General features: G+C 68.3%; 20 protein-coding genes. 3 read left to right on the top strand and 17 right to left on the bottom strand.

The window, feature by feature from the left end; translation table 11 throughout:
- Nucleotides 1-46: 46 nt before the first annotated feature.
- Nucleotides 47-547 carry a GNAT family N-acetyltransferase gene (locus AC0WR5_RS17505; RefSeq protein WP_475865081.1) on the bottom strand — a complete coding sequence of 167 codons (501 nt, stop codon included), beginning with the start codon at nucleotides 545-547 and terminating at the stop codon, nucleotides 47-49.
- A 95-nt stretch (nucleotides 548-642) separates the two neighbouring features.
- Between AC0WR5_RS17505 and AC0WR5_RS17510 the strand changes: the two genes are divergently transcribed.
- Together AC0WR5_RS17510 and AC0WR5_RS17515 are read left to right on the top strand one after the other, a co-directional pair.
- Complete coding sequence (locus AC0WR5_RS17510; protein ID WP_475865082.1) at nucleotides 643-1,479, top strand: 3-oxoadipate:acetyl-CoA acetyltransferase; 837 nt, start codon at nucleotides 643-645, stop codon at nucleotides 1,477-1,479.
- Between the two features lie 147 nt (nucleotides 1,480-1,626).
- Nucleotides 1,627-2,181 (top strand): hypothetical protein, encoded by a 555-nt coding sequence (locus tag AC0WR5_RS17515; RefSeq protein WP_475865084.1) that lies wholly within the window; start codon nucleotides 1,627-1,629, stop codon nucleotides 2,179-2,181.
- Nucleotides 2,182-2,188: 7 nt separating this feature from the next.
- On the opposite strand, the gene AC0WR5_RS17520 is transcribed toward AC0WR5_RS17515, so the two are convergent.
- The 15 genes from AC0WR5_RS17520 to AC0WR5_RS17590 form a co-directional block, all read right to left on the bottom strand.
- Nucleotides 2,189-3,403 carry a benzoate/H(+) symporter BenE family transporter gene (locus AC0WR5_RS17520; protein ID WP_475865086.1) on the bottom strand — a complete coding sequence of 405 codons (1,215 nt, stop codon included), beginning with the start codon at nucleotides 3,401-3,403 and terminating at the stop codon, nucleotides 2,189-2,191.
- Nucleotides 3,404-3,492: 89 nt separating this feature from the next.
- Complete coding sequence (locus AC0WR5_RS17525; RefSeq protein ID WP_475865088.1) at nucleotides 3,493-3,708, bottom strand: DUF6653 family protein; 216 nt, start codon at nucleotides 3,706-3,708, stop codon at nucleotides 3,493-3,495.
- 121 nt (nucleotides 3,709-3,829) lie between these two features.
- Nucleotides 3,830-4,387 carry a MarR family winged helix-turn-helix transcriptional regulator gene (locus AC0WR5_RS17530; RefSeq protein WP_475865090.1) on the bottom strand — a complete coding sequence of 186 codons (558 nt, stop codon included), beginning with the start codon at nucleotides 4,385-4,387 and terminating at the stop codon, nucleotides 3,830-3,832.
- A 7-nt stretch (nucleotides 4,388-4,394) separates the two neighbouring features.
- Nucleotides 4,395-5,717 carry a TRAP transporter large permease gene (locus AC0WR5_RS17535; protein WP_475865092.1) on the bottom strand — a complete coding sequence of 441 codons (1,323 nt, stop codon included), beginning with the start codon at nucleotides 5,715-5,717 and terminating at the stop codon, nucleotides 4,395-4,397.
- Nucleotides 5,714-6,298, bottom strand: a complete 585-nt coding sequence (locus AC0WR5_RS17540; protein WP_475865094.1) for a TRAP transporter small permease — start codon at nucleotides 6,296-6,298, stop codon at nucleotides 5,714-5,716. The genes AC0WR5_RS17535 and AC0WR5_RS17540 overlap by 4 nt, the downstream gene beginning before the upstream one ends.
- 63 nt (nucleotides 6,299-6,361) lie before the next feature.
- Complete coding sequence (locus AC0WR5_RS17545) at nucleotides 6,362-7,402, bottom strand: TRAP transporter substrate-binding protein (RefSeq protein WP_475865096.1); 1,041 nt, start codon at nucleotides 7,400-7,402, stop codon at nucleotides 6,362-6,364.
- A gap of 276 nt (nucleotides 7,403-7,678) precedes the next feature.
- Entirely contained in the window at nucleotides 7,679-8,362 is a 684-nt protein-coding gene (locus AC0WR5_RS17550) for an adenylate kinase (protein WP_475865098.1), read from the bottom strand.
- 240 nt (nucleotides 8,363-8,602) lie between these two features.
- The gene (locus AC0WR5_RS17555) at nucleotides 8,603-8,956 is read right to left on the bottom strand and encodes a hypothetical protein (RefSeq protein ID WP_475865100.1); all 354 of its coding nucleotides are present in this window, start codon (nucleotides 8,954-8,956) and stop codon (nucleotides 8,603-8,605) included.
- A 145-nt stretch (nucleotides 8,957-9,101) separates the two neighbouring features.
- Nucleotides 9,102-9,872, bottom strand: a complete 771-nt coding sequence (gene cobM / locus AC0WR5_RS17560; protein WP_475865102.1) for a precorrin-4 C(11)-methyltransferase — start codon at nucleotides 9,870-9,872, stop codon at nucleotides 9,102-9,104.
- 104 nt (nucleotides 9,873-9,976) lie between these two features.
- On the bottom strand, nucleotides 9,977-11,782 hold the full coding sequence (cobJ, locus tag AC0WR5_RS17565; protein ID WP_475869053.1) for a precorrin-3B C(17)-methyltransferase: 1,806 nt from the start codon (nucleotides 11,780-11,782) through the stop codon (nucleotides 9,977-9,979).
- Entirely contained in the window at nucleotides 11,779-12,483 is a 705-nt protein-coding gene (cobI, locus tag AC0WR5_RS17570) for a precorrin-2 C(20)-methyltransferase (protein WP_475865104.1), read from the bottom strand. Before cobI ends, cobJ begins: the two co-directional genes overlap by 4 nt.
- 64 nt (nucleotides 12,484-12,547) lie before the next feature.
- Complete coding sequence (cbiE, locus tag AC0WR5_RS17575; protein WP_475865106.1) at nucleotides 12,548-13,750, bottom strand: precorrin-6y C5,15-methyltransferase (decarboxylating) subunit CbiE; 1,203 nt, start codon at nucleotides 13,748-13,750, stop codon at nucleotides 12,548-12,550.
- On the bottom strand, nucleotides 13,747-14,388 hold the full coding sequence (locus AC0WR5_RS17580) for a precorrin-8X methylmutase (protein ID WP_475865108.1): 642 nt from the start codon (nucleotides 14,386-14,388) through the stop codon (nucleotides 13,747-13,749). Before AC0WR5_RS17580 ends, cbiE begins: the two co-directional genes overlap by 4 nt.
- Before the next feature lie 91 nt (nucleotides 14,389-14,479).
- On the bottom strand, nucleotides 14,480-15,637 hold the full coding sequence (locus tag AC0WR5_RS17585; protein ID WP_475865110.1) for a sirohydrochlorin chelatase: 1,158 nt from the start codon (nucleotides 15,635-15,637) through the stop codon (nucleotides 14,480-14,482).
- 5 nt (nucleotides 15,638-15,642) lie between these two features.
- Complete coding sequence (locus AC0WR5_RS17590; RefSeq protein ID WP_475865112.1) at nucleotides 15,643-15,951, bottom strand: DUF6732 family protein; 309 nt, start codon at nucleotides 15,949-15,951, stop codon at nucleotides 15,643-15,645.
- 452 nt (nucleotides 15,952-16,403) lie between these two features.
- On the opposite strand from AC0WR5_RS17590, the gene AC0WR5_RS17595 reads away from it, so the two are divergent.
- Nucleotides 16,404-17,390, top strand: a complete 987-nt coding sequence (locus AC0WR5_RS17595; RefSeq protein ID WP_475865114.1) for a glutathione S-transferase family protein — start codon at nucleotides 16,404-16,406, stop codon at nucleotides 17,388-17,390.
- Nucleotides 17,391-17,473: 83 nt separating this feature from the next.
- On the opposite strand, the gene AC0WR5_RS17600 is transcribed toward AC0WR5_RS17595, so the two are convergent.
- Complete coding sequence (locus AC0WR5_RS17600) at nucleotides 17,474-17,950, bottom strand: hypothetical protein (RefSeq protein WP_475865115.1); 477 nt, start codon at nucleotides 17,948-17,950, stop codon at nucleotides 17,474-17,476.
- Nucleotides 17,951-18,024 lie beyond the last annotated feature (74 nt).

Below are 18,024 nucleotides of genomic sequence, written 5' to 3' on the forward strand. Positions count from 1 at the left end.
AGAGTTGCGCCCGCCCCCGAAAAAATCCCCGCCGCGCCCGGATCCGCTACAGGTCGCGCCCCAGCTGCACGCTGTTCTCCGGTCCGCCCGGATCGAGCGGCCGGTCATCGGGCAGGAACCCCTCGCTGGCATAGAGCGCCAGCGCCTCGTCGTGCCGTGGCAGCGCCGCGAGGATCATCCGCCGCTGGCCCAGCGCCCGCGCCTCCTCGACCAGCGCGCGGATCAGCGCCCGCGCCACGCCGTGGCCGCGGGCCGCATCGCTCACGTACATCCGGTTCATCTCGCAGATGCCGCCGCCCTTGTCCTTCATCATCAGGATCCCCGCCGGCACCCCGTCGAGCCGCGCCAGCAGGCATTCCCCCTTCGGCGGCCCGTAGTAGCGCACCACGTCGCGGATCTGTTCGTGAAAGTGCTGCGCCTCCATGTAGGCGGCAATCTCGACCTCCATCTCGGGATAGCGTTCCGCCAGCCAGTCGATGAACTGATAGGCCAGGTCCCGCACCGCCGCGCCCTGGTCCGCATCCCGGACCTTCTCGATGGTGATCATCCGCCTCTCCCTTCGTCCTGCCAATTCTACCGGCTTTTGGCTGCTCCGTATGCCTTCCTCGTTGACAGCGCACCGGCCTCGGCTAACCTCTGGCCATGGCTCAGAAACCCTGCATCATCTGCGTGGCCATCACCGGCTCGCTGCCCCGCAAATCCGACAATCCGGCGGTGCCCATCACCGTTTCGGAACAAATCGAATCGACGCAGGAGGCCTTCGAGGCCGGCGCCTCCATCGTCCATGCCCATGTACGCAACGACGACGAGACCCCCTCCTCCGATCCCGACCGCTTTGCCGCCCTGAAGGAGGGGCTGGAAAAGCACTGCCCCGGCATGATCATCCAGTTCTCCACCGGCGGGCGCTCCGGGGCCGGCAAGACCCGCGGCGGCATGCTGCCACTGCGCCCCGACATGGCCTCGCTCTCCGTGGGGTCGAACAACTTTCCCACCCGCGTCTACGAGAACCCGCCGGACCTGGTCGACTGGCTCGCCCACACCATGAAGACCTTCGGCATCCGCCCCGAGATCGAGGCCTTCGACCTCTCGCACATCCACCAGGCCGCCGCGATGTACCGCGCCGGCAAGCTCGAAAAATCGCCCTACGTGCAGTTCGTCATGGGGGTCAAGAACGCCATGCCGGTGGACCGTGACGTCTTCGACTATTACCGCGCCACCATGGCCCGCCTGCTGCCCGACAGTGAATGGTGCGCCGCCGGCATCGGTGCCGGTCAGCTCACCGTCAACGAATGGTCGGTGGAATGCGGCGGCCATGCCCGCTGCGGGCTGGAAGACAACATCCGCCTCGACAGGAACACCCTCGCGCCCTCGAACGCGGCGCTGGTGATGCGGGTCACCAACCTCTGCGAGAAATACGAACGCCCCGTCGCCACCTGGCAGCAGGCGCGCGCGCTGCTCGACCTGCCTCTCGCAGGCTGAGCCGCAGGGGCTCTCCCTCACGGCCTGTCCAAACTTCCGAAAATCCCGCGCAAACCGTGCGGGATTTTCCGCGTCCGGCCGCCGTGCCTTAAGCCCCTGTTCAGCCCCCGCCGCGACACTCCCGGCACGTCAGACCGGAGATTTCGCATGCACTGCAGGGCTTTCCGCCTCACCGTCCCGCTATTCATCCCGCTCTTCGCCTCCCTCGTCGCCCCCGCCTTGGCCCATAGCGATCACGGCGACTGGGCCATGGCCCGCATCGGCGAGCGCTGCCATGTCTTTACCACCATTGCCGCGGCAGACACCTCCGGCACCCTCGAATTCGCCTTCGACGTCGGCGGCTTCAATGCCGGTTTCACCTATCACTACTCCCCCTGGCCCAACGACAACGGCGAACCCTGGGACTCCGATCAGGACAGCGCGCAGATCTTCATCGACAACGCCGAGCACCGGCTGAGCGACGAGATGTTCCTTGTCGGCTGGCACAACGGCGGCACCGGCGACATGACCTCCGGCTTCGTGGGTGAGATGGTGCAATCCCTGCTGATGGCCCGCGACAGCGTCGATTTCGCCGTTTCCCGCGCGGCCTATGGCGGCGAAACCTGGGTCTATGGCATCTTCTCGGTCGACGGTTTCCGCGAGGCGCTCATCGACGCCGCCGAGGCCTGTGCCTTCGACCCGATGAACCTGCCCGAGAGCTGAGTGCCGCTCAGCCCCGCCGCGTCTTCTGCCAGGCGGTGATCGACCAGACCACCCCGCCCAGCACCAGGCCCCAGACCGCCGCGCTCAGGCCCAGCACCGCCATGCCCGAGGCCGTGGTAAGGAAACAGACCACCGCCGCATCGCGGAACTCCGCATCGGCCAGCGCCGCCGCGGTGGAATTGGCAAAGACATTCAGTAGCGCCAGCCCGGCCAGCGTCGCCACCGCATAGTCCGGCGCGGCCGCGGCCAGCCCGGTGATCACCACCGCGAACAGCCCGAAGAGGCAGTAGAACAGCCCTGCCATCACCGCCGACCAGTAGCGCCGCGCCGGATCCGGGTGGCTGTCGTCGCCCGAGCACATGGCCGCCGTGATCGCCGCCAGGCAGGTCGCCGGTGCGCCGAAGGCCCCCGAGGCCATGCTCATCGCCCCCACGCCCGACAGCATCGGCCCCGGCGCCGGCTCGTAGCCGAAGCTGCGCAGCACCGCGATGGCGGGGATGTTCTGCGTGGCCATGGTCACGATGAACAGCGGCAGGCCCAGCGACAGCACCGCCGCCACCGAGAACTCCGGCATGGTGAAATGAGGCGGGGTGATCAGCGGCCCGGGCAGCTCGGGCATCCCGCCCGCGGCCACCAGCGTCACCGCCAGCGTCGCCAGCACTGCCGCCGGCACTGCCGCCAGCTTGTTGATCCGCCCGGCGATGAACCAGGTCAGCACGATGGGCAGGGCCACCTTCGGCGCCTCGGCCAGCGCCAGGAAGGGCGCGGTGCAAAGGTGGATCAGCACGCCGGCCAGCATCGCCTGGGCCAGCGCCGTCGGCACCGCCATGGCCAGCCGCGCCAGCGGCCGGAACAGCCCCGAGAGCAACACCAGCGCCCCGGCAAAGATGAAGGCCGCGACCGCCCCGGAAAATCCGTCCGCCACCGGATGGCTCGCCGCCAGCAGCGCCACGCCCGGCGTCGACCAGGCCACGCTGATCGGCTGCCGGCGCCAGAGGCTCAGCCCGATGCCGGCAAGGCCCATGGCCACCGCCGCCGCCATCAGCCCCGATCCCGCCTCGAGGTCATCGGCGCCCACGCCGCGCAGCCCCTGCAGCACGATCGGGAAAGAGCTGAAAAAGCCCACGATCGCCACGACGAGCCCGGTGATCACGTTCTGCCCGGACGGGCCGCCCCCGGTCATCATGGCGGGCGGTTTCTGGCTCGGATCACTCTGGTGCACGCGCGGGCTCCTCGGGTCAGGTCGCCGCGAACGCTATGCAGGCCGCCCACGATTGGCAAGGCACCGCCATGCCCGATCGTTCGAAAGTCTCAGCCCGTAGCGGTTTCCCGCGCCTTGACCTCGCCCGTCACCCGGAGCCGCTCGCCCAGAAGGCCCGCCGACATCCAGTTTCCGATCGAGCGCGGCGCCGGGAACAGCCGCGGGTTCAGCCAGATCCAGAGTGCCAGCACCATCTGCGGCAGGCTGGTCATCCGGCTCCGACCACTCCGGGAATTGGTATGGTGCGCCGATGTCTTACCCTCCAAAGGCCTGCCCTCTCGGCCAGCCCGTATCGCACCCCTCCCCGCTTCGGCGATCCGCCCCGGGGGGCTCTGCCCCCGTCTCCCTGCGGGAGCCTCCCCCGGGATATTTGGGAACAGGGAAACTTCAGGAGCTTTCCCCGTTTCCCTGTGTCGAAATATCCCCGCCGGAGGCTTCGGGGCGCGCGCCCGGCGCGGCCCGAAAGTGTCCAGCCTGGCCTGCTTCGACCCGTGCCAGAAGCGTCCTCAGCATTGCCCTTTCGGCGCCGCTCAATCCTTCCAGCAGGGCAGCTTCATGGGCCTCCACCGCGGCCAGTGCCCGGTGACAGAGCCCCTCGCCCCGCGTCGTCACTCTGAGGGCAAAGGACCGTCTGTCCCGCGCCATCCGTGCCCGCTCCACCAGCCCGCCCGCCTCGAGAGCCTCGACCACTGCAACCGTGTTCGACCGCTCGATCTGCAGGAGCGCGGCCAGTTCGCTCGGCCGTATCCCGGGGTTCTCCCGGATCACCACCAGCGCCGAGAAGGTCGAGAGCCGCAGCCCCAGCGGCTCGAGCACCCGGGCTGCATCCTGCTGCATCCGGGCATAGGCCCGCTTCATCCCATAGCCGACAAAGCCACGCAGCCGCGCATCGCCCCCCGGCTCATCCCCCTGATCCGGGAGGGGTTTATCTGTCTTCCCCGGCATCGTCGCCTCAGCTGAACAGGCGCAGCATGAAGAGGGTGATGCCCGGGAAAAGCACCAGCAGCGCCACGCGGATGATGTCCGAGGCGACGAACCAGGTCACAGCGCGATAGGTGCTGGCGATCGGCGTCTCGCGGTCCATCGAGTTGATGACGAACAGGTTCATGCCCACCGGGGGCGTGATCAGCCCCACCTCCACCACGATCAGCACGATGATCCCGAACCAGATCGCCAGGTCTTCTGCCCCCAGCCCGAAATCGAGGCTCGAGATCATAGGGAAGAAGATCGGCACCGTCAGCAGGATCATCGAGAGCGAATCCATCAGGCAGCCCAGCAGAAGGTAGAGCACCAGGATCAGCACCAGCACCGTCCAGGGGCTGAAGCCCTGTGCACCCACCCAGTCGGCCAGGTCCTGCGGCATCCGCGTGGTGCCCAGGAAGCCGTTGTAGAAGGCCGCCCCCAGCACGATGAAGAAGATCATTCCTGTCGATTTTCCGGTGGCATAGAAACTGTCGAACCAGGCCCGCCCGCGCAGCCCGCCGTCGATCCAGGCGATCAGCCCGGTGCCGAAGGCACCCACCGCCGCGGCCTCCGTGGGGGTGAAGATGCCCGAGTAGATCCCCCCGATCACCAGCAGGAAGACCAGCAGCACTGGCCAGACATCCACCAGCGTCCGCATCCGTTCCCCCATGGGCACCGGCTCGCGGGTGCCTGCCGATCCGGGGTGCCGTCGCACGTAGATCGCGATGGTGATCATGTAGCCCAGCGCCGCCAGCACCCCAGGCACGAAGGCCGCCATGAAGAGCTTGGCGATGTTCTGTTCCGTCAGCGTGGCGTAGAAGACGAGGATCACCGAGGGCGGGATCAGGATGCCCAGCGTGCCGCCCGCCGCCAGTGTCGCGGTGGAAAACCCGCCGGAATAGCCATGGCGACGCAGTTCCGGCAGGGCGACCTTGCTCATGGTGGCCGCCGTGGCCAGCGAGCTGCCGCAGATCGCGCCAAAGCCCGCGCAGGCCCCCACCGCCGCCATGGCCACGCCGCCCTTGCGATGGCCGAGGAAGCTCTCGGCGGATTTGAACAGCGCCGTGCTCATGCCGCCCAGCGTCGCGAAATGCCCCATCAGCAGGAACATCGGCACGATCGACAGCGAGTAGCTCGAGAAGGTGACGTAGGCTTCCGATTTCAGCTTGGAGAGCGCCACGGTCGTGCCGCCGGTGACATGGCTCAGCCCGGCAAATCCCACCACCAGCATGGCCAGCCCGATGGGCATCCGCAGGAAGATCAGCCCCAGCAGCACCGGAAAGGACAGCATCCCGATCATGAAGTCGCTCAATGCACCGCCTCCCCCTCGGCGGGCAGGATGGCCCGGCCGGTGATCAGCTCTCCCAGCCGCGCCAGTGCGCAGTAGATCGTCACCAGAGAGGCCACGCAGGCCGCCGCAAGCGAGGCCGCATAGGCCCACCAGACCGGGAACTGCAGCAGGAAGGTCGTCTCGTTGTACTTCATCTTGCCCAGCATCCCCTCGTAGAGGCGCCAGGCGATCACCACCATGGCCAGGGCAAAGATCAACTCCCAGAGCGCGATCAACGCCCGGTTCGCCCGGGGCGGCAACACGGCGGTGAAGACATCGACCACCGCATGGGCGCCCGTGATCTGGGTGATCGGCAGAAAGGCAAAGATGGTGAAGGCGATACCCGATTCTACCAGCTCGAAATCCCCGGTTACCGGCCCCACGCCCATCTGGATCAGCCGCTGGCTGATCCCGCTCTCCCCGAGCCAGCCCCAGTGCAGGATCGAGTTCAGCGTGCGCCCGGTGATCGAGACCACCGTCAGCAGCACCAGCACCGTCAGAACGACGCCGCCCAGAATGGCCATCCCCTTGGAAAGGAACAGGAAAAAGCGATGAATGCGCAAGGGGGCACTCCCAGGAGACGGGGGGAAATGATGCGGGGCAACCTTGCCGCCCCGCTGCAGGGCCTACTGGCCCGCGTTCTTCGCGATCAGCGCGCGGGCCTCGGCCACCATGCCGGCGCCGTCCATGCCCTTGCCGTCCATCTCCTCGATCCAGGCAGCTTCCACCGTCTGCCCGGCCTCTTTCCAGGCCGCCAGGTCGTCGCCGGTGATCTCGATGAAGGTATTGCCGTTGTCCACGGCCATCTGGCGGCCGATGGCGTCGCCCTTGGCCATGACCTCGCCCGCCATGGCCGAGAGCGCCAGGCCGGAATTGTCGTCGATCACCTTCTTCAGGTCATCGGGCAGCCCGTCATAGACGTCCTGGTTCATCGCCAGGAACATCGTCGCCACATAGATCGCCTCGCCCTCAGGGAACTCGGTGTGATTGTCCACCAGCTCCGCGATCTTCAGGCTGGTCGTCACCTCCCAGGGCAGCACCGTGGCATCGATCACCCCCTTCGACAGCGATTCCGGCACCGCCGGCACCGGCATGCCGACGGGCGTCGCGCCCACCTCGCCGAAATACTGGTTTGTCACCCGCGTCGGCGCCCTCAGCTTGACGCCGTTCAGGTCGGCGACGCTTGTGATCGGCTTCTTGGAATGGATCACGCCGGGCCCGTGCACCCACATGCCCAGCATCTTCATGCCGTCGAACTCGCCGCTGTCCATGCGGCTTTCCTCGAACTCCCAGAAGGCCTTGCTGGTCGCCACCGGGTCCGTGGCGATGAAGGGCAGCTCGAACACCTCGGTCGAGGGGAAGCGCCCCGGCGTGTACCCCGGCAGGGTCCAGATGATGTCGGCCACGCCATCCACCACCTGGTCGGCCAGCTCGGGCGGCCGCCCGCCCAGCTGCATCGAGGGGAAATGCTGGATCTCGATCCGCCCGTCACTCTCGGCCTCGATCTTGTCGCTCCAGACCCTCAGCGCCATCGACGGCACGATGGCCTGTTCGGGCAGGAAGTAATGCATCTTCAGCGTCACGTCCTGCGCCTGGGCCGCCAGCGTCAGCCCGGCAAGCGCCGTCGACGCGGCCAGGCCGCGCGCGATCATCTTCAACTTGGTCATCTTGGTCCTCCCATGAAGCGTGCAGCCCCCGGGCGCGCGCCCCGTGCCGGCTTTCCCGGCGGCCTGCGTCTCCTCTCCCAAGGACGAAGGCGGGAGCACACCCATGGGCTGCATCACAATGGCGACGATGCAACGCAGGGATGTTCCTGTCAAATATTGTTATGTGGCATAGCGATCTTCGCAGCCCGTAGCATGGCTGTCCCCTGCGGCCGCTCGCCCGCAGGCACCAAGGGGCGCCCGGCCTCTCCGCCGCACGCCCCCCGGAAAATCTCTGCCTCAGGCCAGGATCTGTTCCGCGATCCGGCTCAGTTCGCCGGTCACCTGGTCGATCTCGGCCATGGCGTCCACCCGTTGCAGGCAGCCGCGCGCGTCGTAATAGGCGATCAGCGGCGCCGTATCCGCGTGATAGGCCTTCAGCCGCGCGCCCACCAGTTCGGCGCGGTCATCCGACCGGCGCTTCATCTCGGTGCCGCCGCAATGGTCACAGACTCCGGCCACCTTCGGCGCCTTGAAGGTATCGTGATAGCCCTCGCCGCAGCCCGCACAGGTATACCGGCCCGAAACCCGCTCGACCATCGCCGCGTCGTCCACCTCCAGGCAGATCGCCGCGTTCACGCTCTGGCCGGCCTCTTCCAGCAGTTCGTCCAGCGCCCGGGCCTGACCCGCGGTGCGTGGAAAGCCGTCGAGGATCACCCCGTTGCCGCCGTCCTGCTGCTTCAGCTTGTCCTTCAGGATGGCGATGACGATCTCGTCGCTCACCAGCCCCCCGGCCTCCATCACCGCCTTGGCGGCCTTGCCGGCCTCGGTCCCCCGCGCCACGGCATCCCGCAGCAGGTCTCCGGTCGACAGTTGCACCAGGCCATAACCCGCTTCCAGCCGGCGTGCCTGCGTTCCCTTGCCCGCCCCCGGCGGGCCCAGCAGGATCACGACAACAGGCGCGTCCATCCGAATTCCATCCATGTTTCCTCCCTCACCGCAAATAGCCTCGCGTCTCGCTCCGAACGCAGGCTGCACATAATGAACGGCAAATGAAAGATATCATTTTGGGAAAATTTGCGTACAACTTCGTGATTTCCAGTGGAAATCTTGTAAAGCAATTTTCAGGCCCTGCCCGAAATCGGAAAACCCCCTGCACGAAAGCCATACGTACACAGAGAATCATCCCTCGAAAAAGGCCCCGAAGCCCCCGGCCCGCAGGCCTCAGGCTGCCGGGCCGAGCAGCGCCACCGGGGCGCCTTCATCGATCTGGAAATCCACCGGCGCCTTGTCCCGCACGGCGGTGCTGCGCTTGAACTCGTATTGCATCTCGCCGTTCTCTGCGGCCGAGGCGATGATCAGGCAGCTGGACAAAAACCGTGTCCCCTCAAAGAGATCGACATAGCCGCGCAGCGGCGGCACGGTCTCGGCCTCCACCGCGAAACCGGCCGGCCAGCGACGCAGCACGGGATAGCTCATGCCCCCCACCTCGACGCGCAGACGGGAGGCATTGCGCTCCGACATGCGGCGCGCCTGGGCCAGGCCCTCGGCAAGGTCTTTCGGCAGATAGGTCGACATTGATCCGCTCCCGGTCCGATTCTCTTCGGGCAGCAGAACCTGCCGCCATCTCCAAGGATGGGGCCTGTGTCTTTTACGTCAAGTTAACATCGGATGACGTTGCAATTCCGCCACGCGCGCCACGCACTCCGGTGCGGGGGGCGCCTCAGCCCTTCGCCACCTTCGGCCTCAGCACATGGGGAATCGCCGCGTCATAGAGCGCCGAATCGCGGAAATCCCGCACCTCGCCCAGCACCGGCCCCACCAGGATCAGCGCCGTGCGGGTGATCTTCTCGGCCCGCACCTTCCCCTGGATGTCCGACAGCGTGCCGCGGATGAACATCTGGTCCGGCCAGCCCACCCGATAGGCCACCACCACCGGGCAATCGGCGCCGTAATGGGGGCTCAGCTGCCGCTCGATCTCGCGCAGGTTCCGAACGCCCAGGTGAATGGCCAGGGTCGCCCGGCTGCGGGCGAAATTCTCCAGCGTCTCGTGCTCCGGCATCGAGGTGCTCTTCATGCTGATCCGCGTCAGCACGATCGACTGCGCCACCTCCGGCACCGTCAGCTCCTGCCCCAGCGCCGCCGCCGCCGCCGCATAGGCCGGCACGCCCGGGATGATCTCGTAGTCGATCCCGTCCGCGCGCAGCCGCCGCACCTGCTCGGCAATGGCGCCGTAAAGCGAGGGGTCCCCCGAATGCACCCGCGCCACGTCCTCGCCGCGCTCGCGCGCCGCCAGGATCTCGGCATGGGTATCGTCCAGCGTCATCGGCGCCGTATCCATCACCCGCGCCCCCTCCGGCGCACAGGCCACCACCTCCGCCGGCACCAGGCTTCCGGCATAGAGGCACACCGGGCATTCCCCGATCACCCGCTGCGCCTTCAGCGTCAGCAGTTCCGGATCGCCGGGCCCCGCCCCGATAAAATAGACCTTCATCACATCCCGTCCCGGCAGGCCATCCTGCCTGTTTCCCTGTTTGAAAATATCCCGGGGGAGGCGCGCATCGCGCGCCGGGGGCAGCGCCCCCTCCCCGTTTCGCTTCATCCCTGCCCGGCCAGATCCCCGTCGATCCGCCGCGCATAGCCCCGCGGCGTGAACATCCGCGGCCCCTCGCCCAGCTGCGCCAGGCGGGAATTCGACGAGCCCACAAGCACCACCGTCAGCATGTCCACCTCGTCCACCTGCAGCTCGTCCAGCCGGCGATAGACGATCCTCTCCTCGATGCGGCCCAGGTTGCTGGCCAGCATCACCGGCGTATCGGCGGGGCGATGCTTCAGCAGGATCTCCCGCGCCTCGGCCAGCAGCGTCCGCCGCGTCTTCGAGACGGGATTGTAGAAGGCGATCACGAAATCCCCCTCCGCCGCGGCCTTCAGCCGCCGCAGGATATCCTCCCGCGGGGTCAGCAGGTCCGAGAGCGAGATCGCGCAGAAATCATGGCCCAGCGGTGCGCCGGCCCGCGCCGCCGCCCCCTGAAGCGCCGAGACGCCGGGCGAACAGATCACCTCGACCCGCCGCGCGGCCGCAGAGACCCCCTTCTCTTCCTCGCCCCGGTCCAGCAGCTCGAAGACCAGCGCCCCCATGGCGTAGATCCCGGCATCTCCCGAACAGACCAGCGCCACGTTGCGCCCCTCGCCGGCGCGCTCCAGCGCGTAACGGCACCGCGCCTCCTCGCCGCCCAGCGGAAAATCGCTGCGCTGCTTGCCGGTGGCCAGCGGCCCCAGCAGGTCGATGTAAAGGCCATAGCCCACCAGCTCATCGGCCTCGCTGACCAGCCGCGACACCTCCGGCGTGCGCCAGCTCGCCTGCCCCGGCCCGATGCCGACGACCGAGAGCCGCCCGCGCGGCCGCCCCTTCAGCACCGTGATCGGCGCCTCGGCCCGGGCCAGCGCACAGGTCGCCATGGCGCTCTTGCGCTTGGGGCTGACCAGCACGCCCCCGGCCCCGGCCAGCGCCGCGCCCTCGCTCACGCCATGACAGCCGACCTCGGCAAAGACCACCTCGGAGGGCGTCGCCAGGCCCCCGGCCTCGGCCTCCAGCTCCTCCGCCGTGAAGACCCGCAACGGCAGGTCCCATTTCGCCGCCAGCGCCAGCACCGCCGGCTCGTCGGCCTTGACGTCCAGCGTGAACAGCCCCGCCAGCGCCCCCGGCGCCACCCCGGCCTCGTCCAGCATGCCGGTGGCCAGCGCCTCCAGCTCCTCCGCCGGGCAGTTCCGCGAACAGCCGACGCCAAGGGCATATTCCATCGGGTGGAAAGTCAGCACACCCGCCTCCGCCGGCGCCACCCCGGCCACGATCGGCATATCGCCTGAGGGCAGGCCAGAGAGCCATGCCGCCTCGCCTTCCACGCGCGCGCCCTCGCCCGCAAGCAGCCGCGCCATGGCCTCCTTGGCCAGCTCCGGCGTGCCCAGCCGCCAGCCCGCTGGCGGCTCGTCCAGCGCCAGGCCCAGGGTCACCTCGCCCGCCGTCGTCACCGCCGCAACCGCCTCCAGCACCTCGGAAATCTCCCGCGCCAAACGGTTCGCCCCGCGATGCCCGCCAAGCAGCGGCACCACCACGGCCCCGTCATCGCTGACCGAGATCACCGGCGGCTCGCCCGTCTTGTCGGCAAGCAGCGGCGCCACCGCCCGGATCAGGATGCCGCTGGCACAGATCCCCACCACGGGGCGGCCGGCGGCAAACATCTCCCGCGCGAAATCGAGCGCATTCGCGAATGTCTCGTCCGCCCCTTCCACACGCCCCGCGCGGCCGTGCAGCGGCACGCCCAGCGCATCGGCCACGCGGCGGGCCACGGGGGCCCCCGCGCCGGAAATGCACATCACCACGGTGGGCAAAGCCTCAGGTTTCATAGCCAAGGATCGGCTCCCTTCGTCACCAGAATCATCGAGAAATAGGGCGCCGTCTCCGGCGCCTCGGCGAGCGGCAGCACCACCTCCTCGGCCAGTGTCGCGCGCTCCACGTAGACGGCCTGCGCCTCGAGGCCCAGCCCGGCGATCACGCCGCGGATCTTCGCCAGGTGCCGTCCCACCTTCATGATCGCCACGCTCTCGGCGCCCGCGATCTTCGCCTTCAGCGCCTCCGCCTCCAGCGGCCCCGGCAGCACCACCAGCTGCTCGTTGCGCGCCACCAGCGGCCGCCCGGCCCGCGCGGCGGCGGCATTGACGGAATTCACCCCCGGCACCACCTCCACCTCGAACCGCCCGGACAACCGGGCAAAGAGATACATGAAGCTGCCATAGAAGAACGGATCCCCCTCGCAGAGGCAGACCACGTCGCGCCCTTCGACAAGCGCCTCCTCGATCCGCGCCGCGCCGCTGTCATAGGCCGCCTGCGCCGGGCCGCGCTCCACGGTCATCGGCACGTCCATCACGATTTCCTCGGCTCCGGCCGTGATCAGATCCGCCGCGATCGACCGGGCAAAGCTCGCGCCTCCGGCCAGCGCCGGATAGGCCACGACCTCCGCGCCCGCGATCAGCCGCGCCGCCTTGAGCGTGATCAGCTCCGGATCCCCGGGCCCGAGGCCCACGCCATACAGCCGCCCCTTGCTCATGCCCGCTCCCTCATCTGGCCGGAAATATCCCCGCCGGAGGCTCCCGCCCCCGCAAACTGCGCTGTCATCTCTTCACCAGGCTCCATTGCGTCACCGGCATCAGCGGCCGCCAGCCGGTGCGCGTGCCCACCGGCGACGCGCGGTTCACCGAGAGCTTCACCAGCTCGCCGCCATGGGCCTTGTGCAGTGCCACCAGCACCGCCTCGCTCTCCAGCGTCACGCAATTGGCCACCAGCCGCCCCAGCGGCTTCAGCGCCGCCCAGGCCGCCTCGAAGGTCGCCTCGCTCAGCCCACCGCCGATGAACACCGCATCGGGCCGTTCCAGCCCCTCGAGCGCCTCGGGCACATGTCCCTCGATCAGCTTCAGCCGCGGCACCCCCAGCGCCAGCGCATTGGCCGCGGCCAGCGCCCGGCGGTCGGCGCGCGGCTCGATTCCCACGGCGCGGGCATAGCGCGCCGCCCGCATCCATTCCACGGCAACCGAGCCGCAGCCGGTGCCGATATCCCAGAGCAGCGCCCCGCGCATCGGCATCAGCTTGGCCAGCGTCGCCGCCCGCACCTCGCGCTTGGTCATCGTGCCATCGTGCTGGAACAGCTCGTCCGGCAGCCCCGGCACCCGCGGCAAGAGCGCCGCATCCGGCGCCGCGATGCATTCCACGGCCAGGGTGTTGAAGGCCGGCACCTCGTGGTCCCAGCTCTCGGCCAGCCCGTCGAAACGGGCCTCGCCCGCGCCGCCCATGTTGGCCAGCACCGTCATCTTCGAGCGGCCGAAACCGCGCTCGGACAGGAACCGCGCGATCTGCCCCGGGGTCTCGGCCCCGGTGGTCAGGATCAGCAGCCGCGCATCGGGCTGGATGAAGGCGATCATCTGCTCCACCGGGCGGCCATGTACCGTCAGCGTCTCCAGATCCGCCATCGACCAGCCCATGCGCACGCTCGCCAGCTGGAAGGCCGAGAGCTGCGGGTGATAGGTGATCTCCCCTGCCGGGATCTCGCGCCCGATCCGCGCGCCGACCGAGTACCAGAGCGGATCCCCCGTCGCGAGCACCACCACCCGGCGCCCCCTCAGGGCCTTCAGCTGGCCGATCAGCGCATCGAAGGGCGAGGGCCAGGCCAGACGCTCGGCGCTCACCGCGCCCGACAGCTCATGGTGGCGGTCCCCGCCGATGATCACCTCTGCGGCCTCGACCACGGCCCGGGTGGCGGGCAGCAGCCCCTCCATTCCGTCCTCGCCGATGCCGACGACGTGCAGCCAGCTCTCGCTCATGTCCGGTCCTCCTCCGGCAGGCCCGCGGCCAGGGCGTTCACCGCCGCCGAGGCCATGGCCGATCCGCCCTTGCGGCCCCTGAGCGCCACGAAATCACAGCCGCGCGGGTCGCGGGCCAGCTCGGCCTTGCTCTCTGCCGCGCCGACAAAGCCCACCGGGAACCCCAGGATCACCGCCGGTTTCGGTGCGCCGGCGTCCAGTATCTCCAGCAGGTGGAACAGCGCGGTGGGCGCATTGCCGATGGCCACCACCGCGCCCTCCAGCCGGTCACGCCACAGTTCCACCGCCGCGGCCGAGCGCGTGGTGCCCAGATCCCGCGCCATCCCCGGCACGGCGGGATCGTTCAGGGTGACGATCACCTCGTTGTCACGCGGCAGATAGCGCCGGATCACCCCGGCGCCGGCCATCTCGCAATCGCAGAGCACCGGGGCACCGTCGCGCAGCGCCGCATGGCCCGCCGCATGGGCCCCGGGGGTGAAGGCCAGCCGGTCGGCGATCTCGACCATGCCGCAGGAATGGATCAGCCGCACCGCCATGCGGTCCAGCCCCGGCGGGAAACGCTCCAGCCGGGCCTCGCGCCGCACGGTGGCAAAGCTCTCGGCATAGATCGCCGACGGGTCCTTCAGGTAGGGGCGCATGATCGGGCCTCGCGGGATGCCGCCGGGGCGGCAGCCTCCGGCGGGGATATTTGGCAACAGGGAAACGGGGGGAGTTCCCCGGTTTCAGAGGTCAGTCGCGGGTCTTGCGGGCACTTTCGGGCCCATGCGGGTGCCTTGCATGGGGGTATTCCGGGTGCACATGGTCATGCCCGTGATCATGGGGATGACCGTGGGAATGGTCGTGATCATGCTCGTGATCGTGACCGTGGTGGTGATGCCCATGCCCATGCTCGTGATCATGCCCGTGGTCATGGTGATGATCATGGTGATGATCCATGTCGAGGCGGCACTCCCCGGTGCAGAAGGTGTCGCAGAGCGCGCAATCCTCCACGTTGGAGCCCGGCGCGCTGGCGCCCTGGCCCTCGACGTGGTGATGGTGGCTCTCCTGCACCGCGCCCACCTCGGCCTCGAAGCCCAGCACCTGCACGCGGTACTTGCAGGTGGCGCAGTTCGGCGGCGGCACTTCGCCCACCTGTTCCGTCACCCGTTCGGCGAAGGTCTCCAGCACCTTGGGGTGGTCGTTCAGATATCCCGCCTTGACGAAATCGATGCCCGGATTCTCTGCCGCCACCTTGTCGGTGAAGCCGTAGATCCGGTCGATCAGGATGCCGGTGAAGAGGAAATAGGGAAACACGATGACCCGCCTGTAGCCCAGCCTGACCACGTGGTTCAGGCAGGGCTCGACCAGCGGGAAGGTCACCCCGGAATAGCCCACCTCGAGCCAGCCGAAGCCCAGGCCCTCCTGCAGCATCCGCGCCACCTTCGACACGTTGGCATTGGCGTCCGGGTCCGAGGCGCCGCGCCCGATCACCACCAGGCAGGTCTCCTCGTAGGGCACCGTCTCGCCCCTGGCATCGGCGGCCTCCATGGCCTCGCGCACGCGCGCACCGGCGGCGGCGACCATCTTGGGATCCACGCCCAGCTCGCGGCCATAGGTGATGTCGATCCCGTGCTTTGCGGCATAGGTGTTCAGCACCGTCGGGATGTCGTTCTTGGCGTGCATCGCCGCAAACAGCATTCCCGGCACCGCCAGGATGCGCTCGCAGCCCGCCTCGCGCAGCCGGTCGAGCCCGTCGCGGATCACCGGGTTGGCGAACTCCAGGTAGCCGTAGTCGACCTCCCAGTCGGGGGGCAGCAACGGCGGCAGTTTCCGCGCCAGCACGGCAAACTCGTCCACGGCGGCCTGGCTGCGCGAGCCATGGCCGCAAATCATCACACCGGTTTTCATCTCGATCAGGCCTCTTGCAGCTCGGCGTCGGCCTCTTCGGCCTCGTCCGTGGCGGCCTCTTCGGCCCCGTCCTCTTCGGCCTTGGCCTTGGCCTTGGCATCCTCTTCCACCTTGGCCTTCACGCCGCGGATCAGCTGCCAGGCGGCGATGGCCAGCGCCGCGCCCAGCGCCGCGGCCCCCAGCCAGTGATTGTGGCCCGCGGCCTCGGCCAGGTGGCCCGGGTGGGCTGCGGCCGGAAGCGGGGCCAGCGCCGCAAGGGCGGCGATCGTGGCAGTGCTGCCTGCGAGGGAGAGACGCTTTGAAAGACGGGGCATGGCTGGGTCCTTTCCTGTCGGGCTGGCCCGGCACGCGCGAAAAGGACGGCCGCGGCGCTGCGCGACCCGATCCGACGATGCGCCACCGGCCCCCTGTCTGGGTCGGCCCGCCGCGCACTCCTTTCCGGCCCGTGTCAGGCTCGTCTTGCCCCCTGTATAGGCATGACGCCCCGACGGGCGCAATCATCCTGTGGCGGCGCAAGGGTTTGGCCCTGCCGGGCGCGTCTCTCTGCCACATCCGGGGCCACATCCGGCCCCTCCGCAGCGCGCGACTTCGGCAGGTTACCTGCACAGAACCACCGGCATTTCCGCCCCTCTTGTGCACCCATGCACGCATTCTGCGCGCCTGTCGGGCTTTGTCGCCGGGCCCGGATGGCCTAGCTCAGAGTCAACAGGGCCGCTCCCCTTGGCCCGCAGACACACATGCAGATTGCTTTGGAAAGGAGGTCACCATGGGACTGCTCGTAGATGGCAAATGGCAGGACAAGTGGTACGACACCAGCAAATCCGGCGGCAAGTTCGTGCGCAGCGTGGCGCAATTCCGCAACTGGATCACCGCCGACGGCAGCGCCGGCCCCTCGGGCGAGGGCGGCTTTCCGGCCGAATCGGGCCGCTATCACCTCTATGTCTCCTATGCCTGCCCCTGGGCGCACCGGGCGCTGATCTTCCGCGCGCTGAAGGGCCTGCAGGATCACATCACCGTCTCCGTCGTCCACCCCGAGATGCTCTCGGAAGGCTGGACCTTTGCCGATGATTTCCCCGGCGCCACCGGCGACACGCTGATGGGCCTGCCCTTCCTGCGCGACGTCTACACCCGCGTTGATCCCGAGATCACCACCCGGGTCACCGTGCCGGTGCTCTGGGACAAGCAGCGCGAGACCATCGTCTCGAACGAGAGCTCCGAGATCATCCGGATGCTCAACTCGGCCTTCGACGGCATCACCGGCAATACCGATGACTACTGGCCCGAAGAGCTTCGCGACGATATCGAGACGCTGAACGACCGGATCTACGACACCGTCAACAACGGCGTCTACAAGGCCGGTTTCGCCACCTCGCAGGAGGCCTACGACGAGGCCGTGCGCCCGCTCTTCGACAGTCTCGACTGGATCGAGGGCATGCTCTCGGAGAACCGCTACCTTGCCGGCGACCGCATCACCGAGGCCGACTGGCGCCTGTTCACGACGCTGATCCGCTTCGACAAGGTCTATCACACGCACTTCAAGTGCAACCTGAACCGGATCGTGGATTACCCCAACATCTGGGGCTATGTGCGCGAACTCTACCAGTGGCCCGGCGTCGCCGAAACGGTCAACTTCGACCACATCACGCGGCACTACTACTACAGCCACGACACGATCAATCCCTACCGAATCGTGCCGATCACCCCGGATCTGACCGCCGCACTGGCCGAACCGCACGGCCGCGACGTGCTCTGATCCACGACCGCTGCACATGCGAACGGCGCCCCTCGGGCGCCGTTTCCGCATCCGGCCATCCTGCCCTTCAGCCCGTCAGCCCGTCACGTCGTCATCATCGCCAGGATCTCGGGCTCCCGGGGCCCGTCCGGAAAAGGGCCGTAATGTTCCACCATCGCCGCCAGGTCCGACGGCGGCGCCTCCGAGTTCAGCAGCGCGCAGGCATTGGTGGCATGCTGAAAGATAGACCCGTCCGAGAAGACCCGCGTGTTGGTGACAAAGATCACCTTGGCATCCGGCTGGCGGTAATTGGCGTAATCGGCGATCGCCAGGGCCGAGCCATTGGCCACCACCAGGTCGAGCACCAGCACGTGGAACGTCTCCCGGCGCAGGCATTCGATGGCGGCCTCCTGCCCGTGCACAAGGCGCACGTCGCAGGCCTGCCGCTCCAGGTGCCGTTTCCAGACCCAGCCCAGGTTCGGCTCGCTCTCGACGATCAGCACGCGCGTCCGGTCCTCCGCCGCGCCGTTGCCGGCCCGGGCTGCCATCCGCCTGGTCCTGTCGAGGAACTCGTCCAACATATGGTCCTTTCCGAATGTCCGGATGCGTAGTGTCCGGCCGCCGCACTCAGTTCCAAGCAATGTGCCCCGCGAAT

It is taken from the genome of Pseudooceanicola sp. DL12 (genome assembly GCF_056270665.1).

Bases quoted from the DNA above. Each gene is read 5' to 3' on its own strand.
- AC0WR5_RS17550 (WP_475865098.1), bottom strand. From the start codon at position 8,362: ATGGATGGAATTCGGATGGACGCGCCTGTTGTCGTGATCCTGCTGGGC.
- cobJ (WP_475869053.1), bottom strand. From the start codon at position 11,782: ATGAAACCTGAGGCTTTGCCCACCGTGGTGATGTGCATTTCCGGCGCG.
- AC0WR5_RS17530 (WP_475865090.1), bottom strand. From the start codon at position 4,387: ATGCCGGGGAAGACAGATAAACCCCTCCCGGATCAGGGGGATGAGCCG.
- AC0WR5_RS17585 (WP_475865110.1), bottom strand. From the start codon at position 15,637: ATGAAAACCGGTGTGATGATTTGCGGCCATGGCTCGCGCAGCCAGGCC.
- AC0WR5_RS17595 (WP_475865114.1), top strand. From the start codon at position 16,404: ATGGGACTGCTCGTAGATGGCAAATGGCAGGACAAGTGGTACGACACC.
- cobM (WP_475865102.1), bottom strand. From the start codon at position 9,872: ATGAAGGTCTATTTTATCGGGGCGGGGCCCGGCGATCCGGAACTGCTG.
- cbiE (WP_475865106.1), bottom strand. From the start codon at position 13,750: ATGAGCGAGAGCTGGCTGCACGTCGTCGGCATCGGCGAGGACGGAATG.
- AC0WR5_RS17515 (WP_475865084.1), top strand. From the start codon at position 1,627: ATGCACTGCAGGGCTTTCCGCCTCACCGTCCCGCTATTCATCCCGCTC.
- AC0WR5_RS17580 (WP_475865108.1), bottom strand. From the start codon at position 14,388: ATGCGCCCCTACCTGAAGGACCCGTCGGCGATCTATGCCGAGAGCTTT.
- AC0WR5_RS17590 (WP_475865112.1), bottom strand. From the start codon at position 15,951: ATGCCCCGTCTTTCAAAGCGTCTCTCCCTCGCAGGCAGCACTGCCACG.
- AC0WR5_RS17510 (WP_475865082.1), top strand. From the start codon at position 643: ATGGCTCAGAAACCCTGCATCATCTGCGTGGCCATCACCGGCTCGCTG.
- AC0WR5_RS17505 (WP_475865081.1), bottom strand. From the start codon at position 547: ATGATCACCATCGAGAAGGTCCGGGATGCGGACCAGGGCGCGGCGGTG.
- AC0WR5_RS17600 (WP_475865115.1), bottom strand. From the start codon at position 17,950: ATGTTGGACGAGTTCCTCGACAGGACCAGGCGGATGGCAGCCCGGGCC.
- AC0WR5_RS17555 (WP_475865100.1), bottom strand. From the start codon at position 8,956: ATGTCGACCTATCTGCCGAAAGACCTTGCCGAGGGCCTGGCCCAGGCG.
- AC0WR5_RS17545 (WP_475865096.1), bottom strand. From the start codon at position 7,402: ATGACCAAGTTGAAGATGATCGCGCGCGGCCTGGCCGCGTCGACGGCG.
- cobI (WP_475865104.1), bottom strand. From the start codon at position 12,483: ATGAGCAAGGGGCGGCTGTATGGCGTGGGCCTCGGGCCCGGGGATCCG.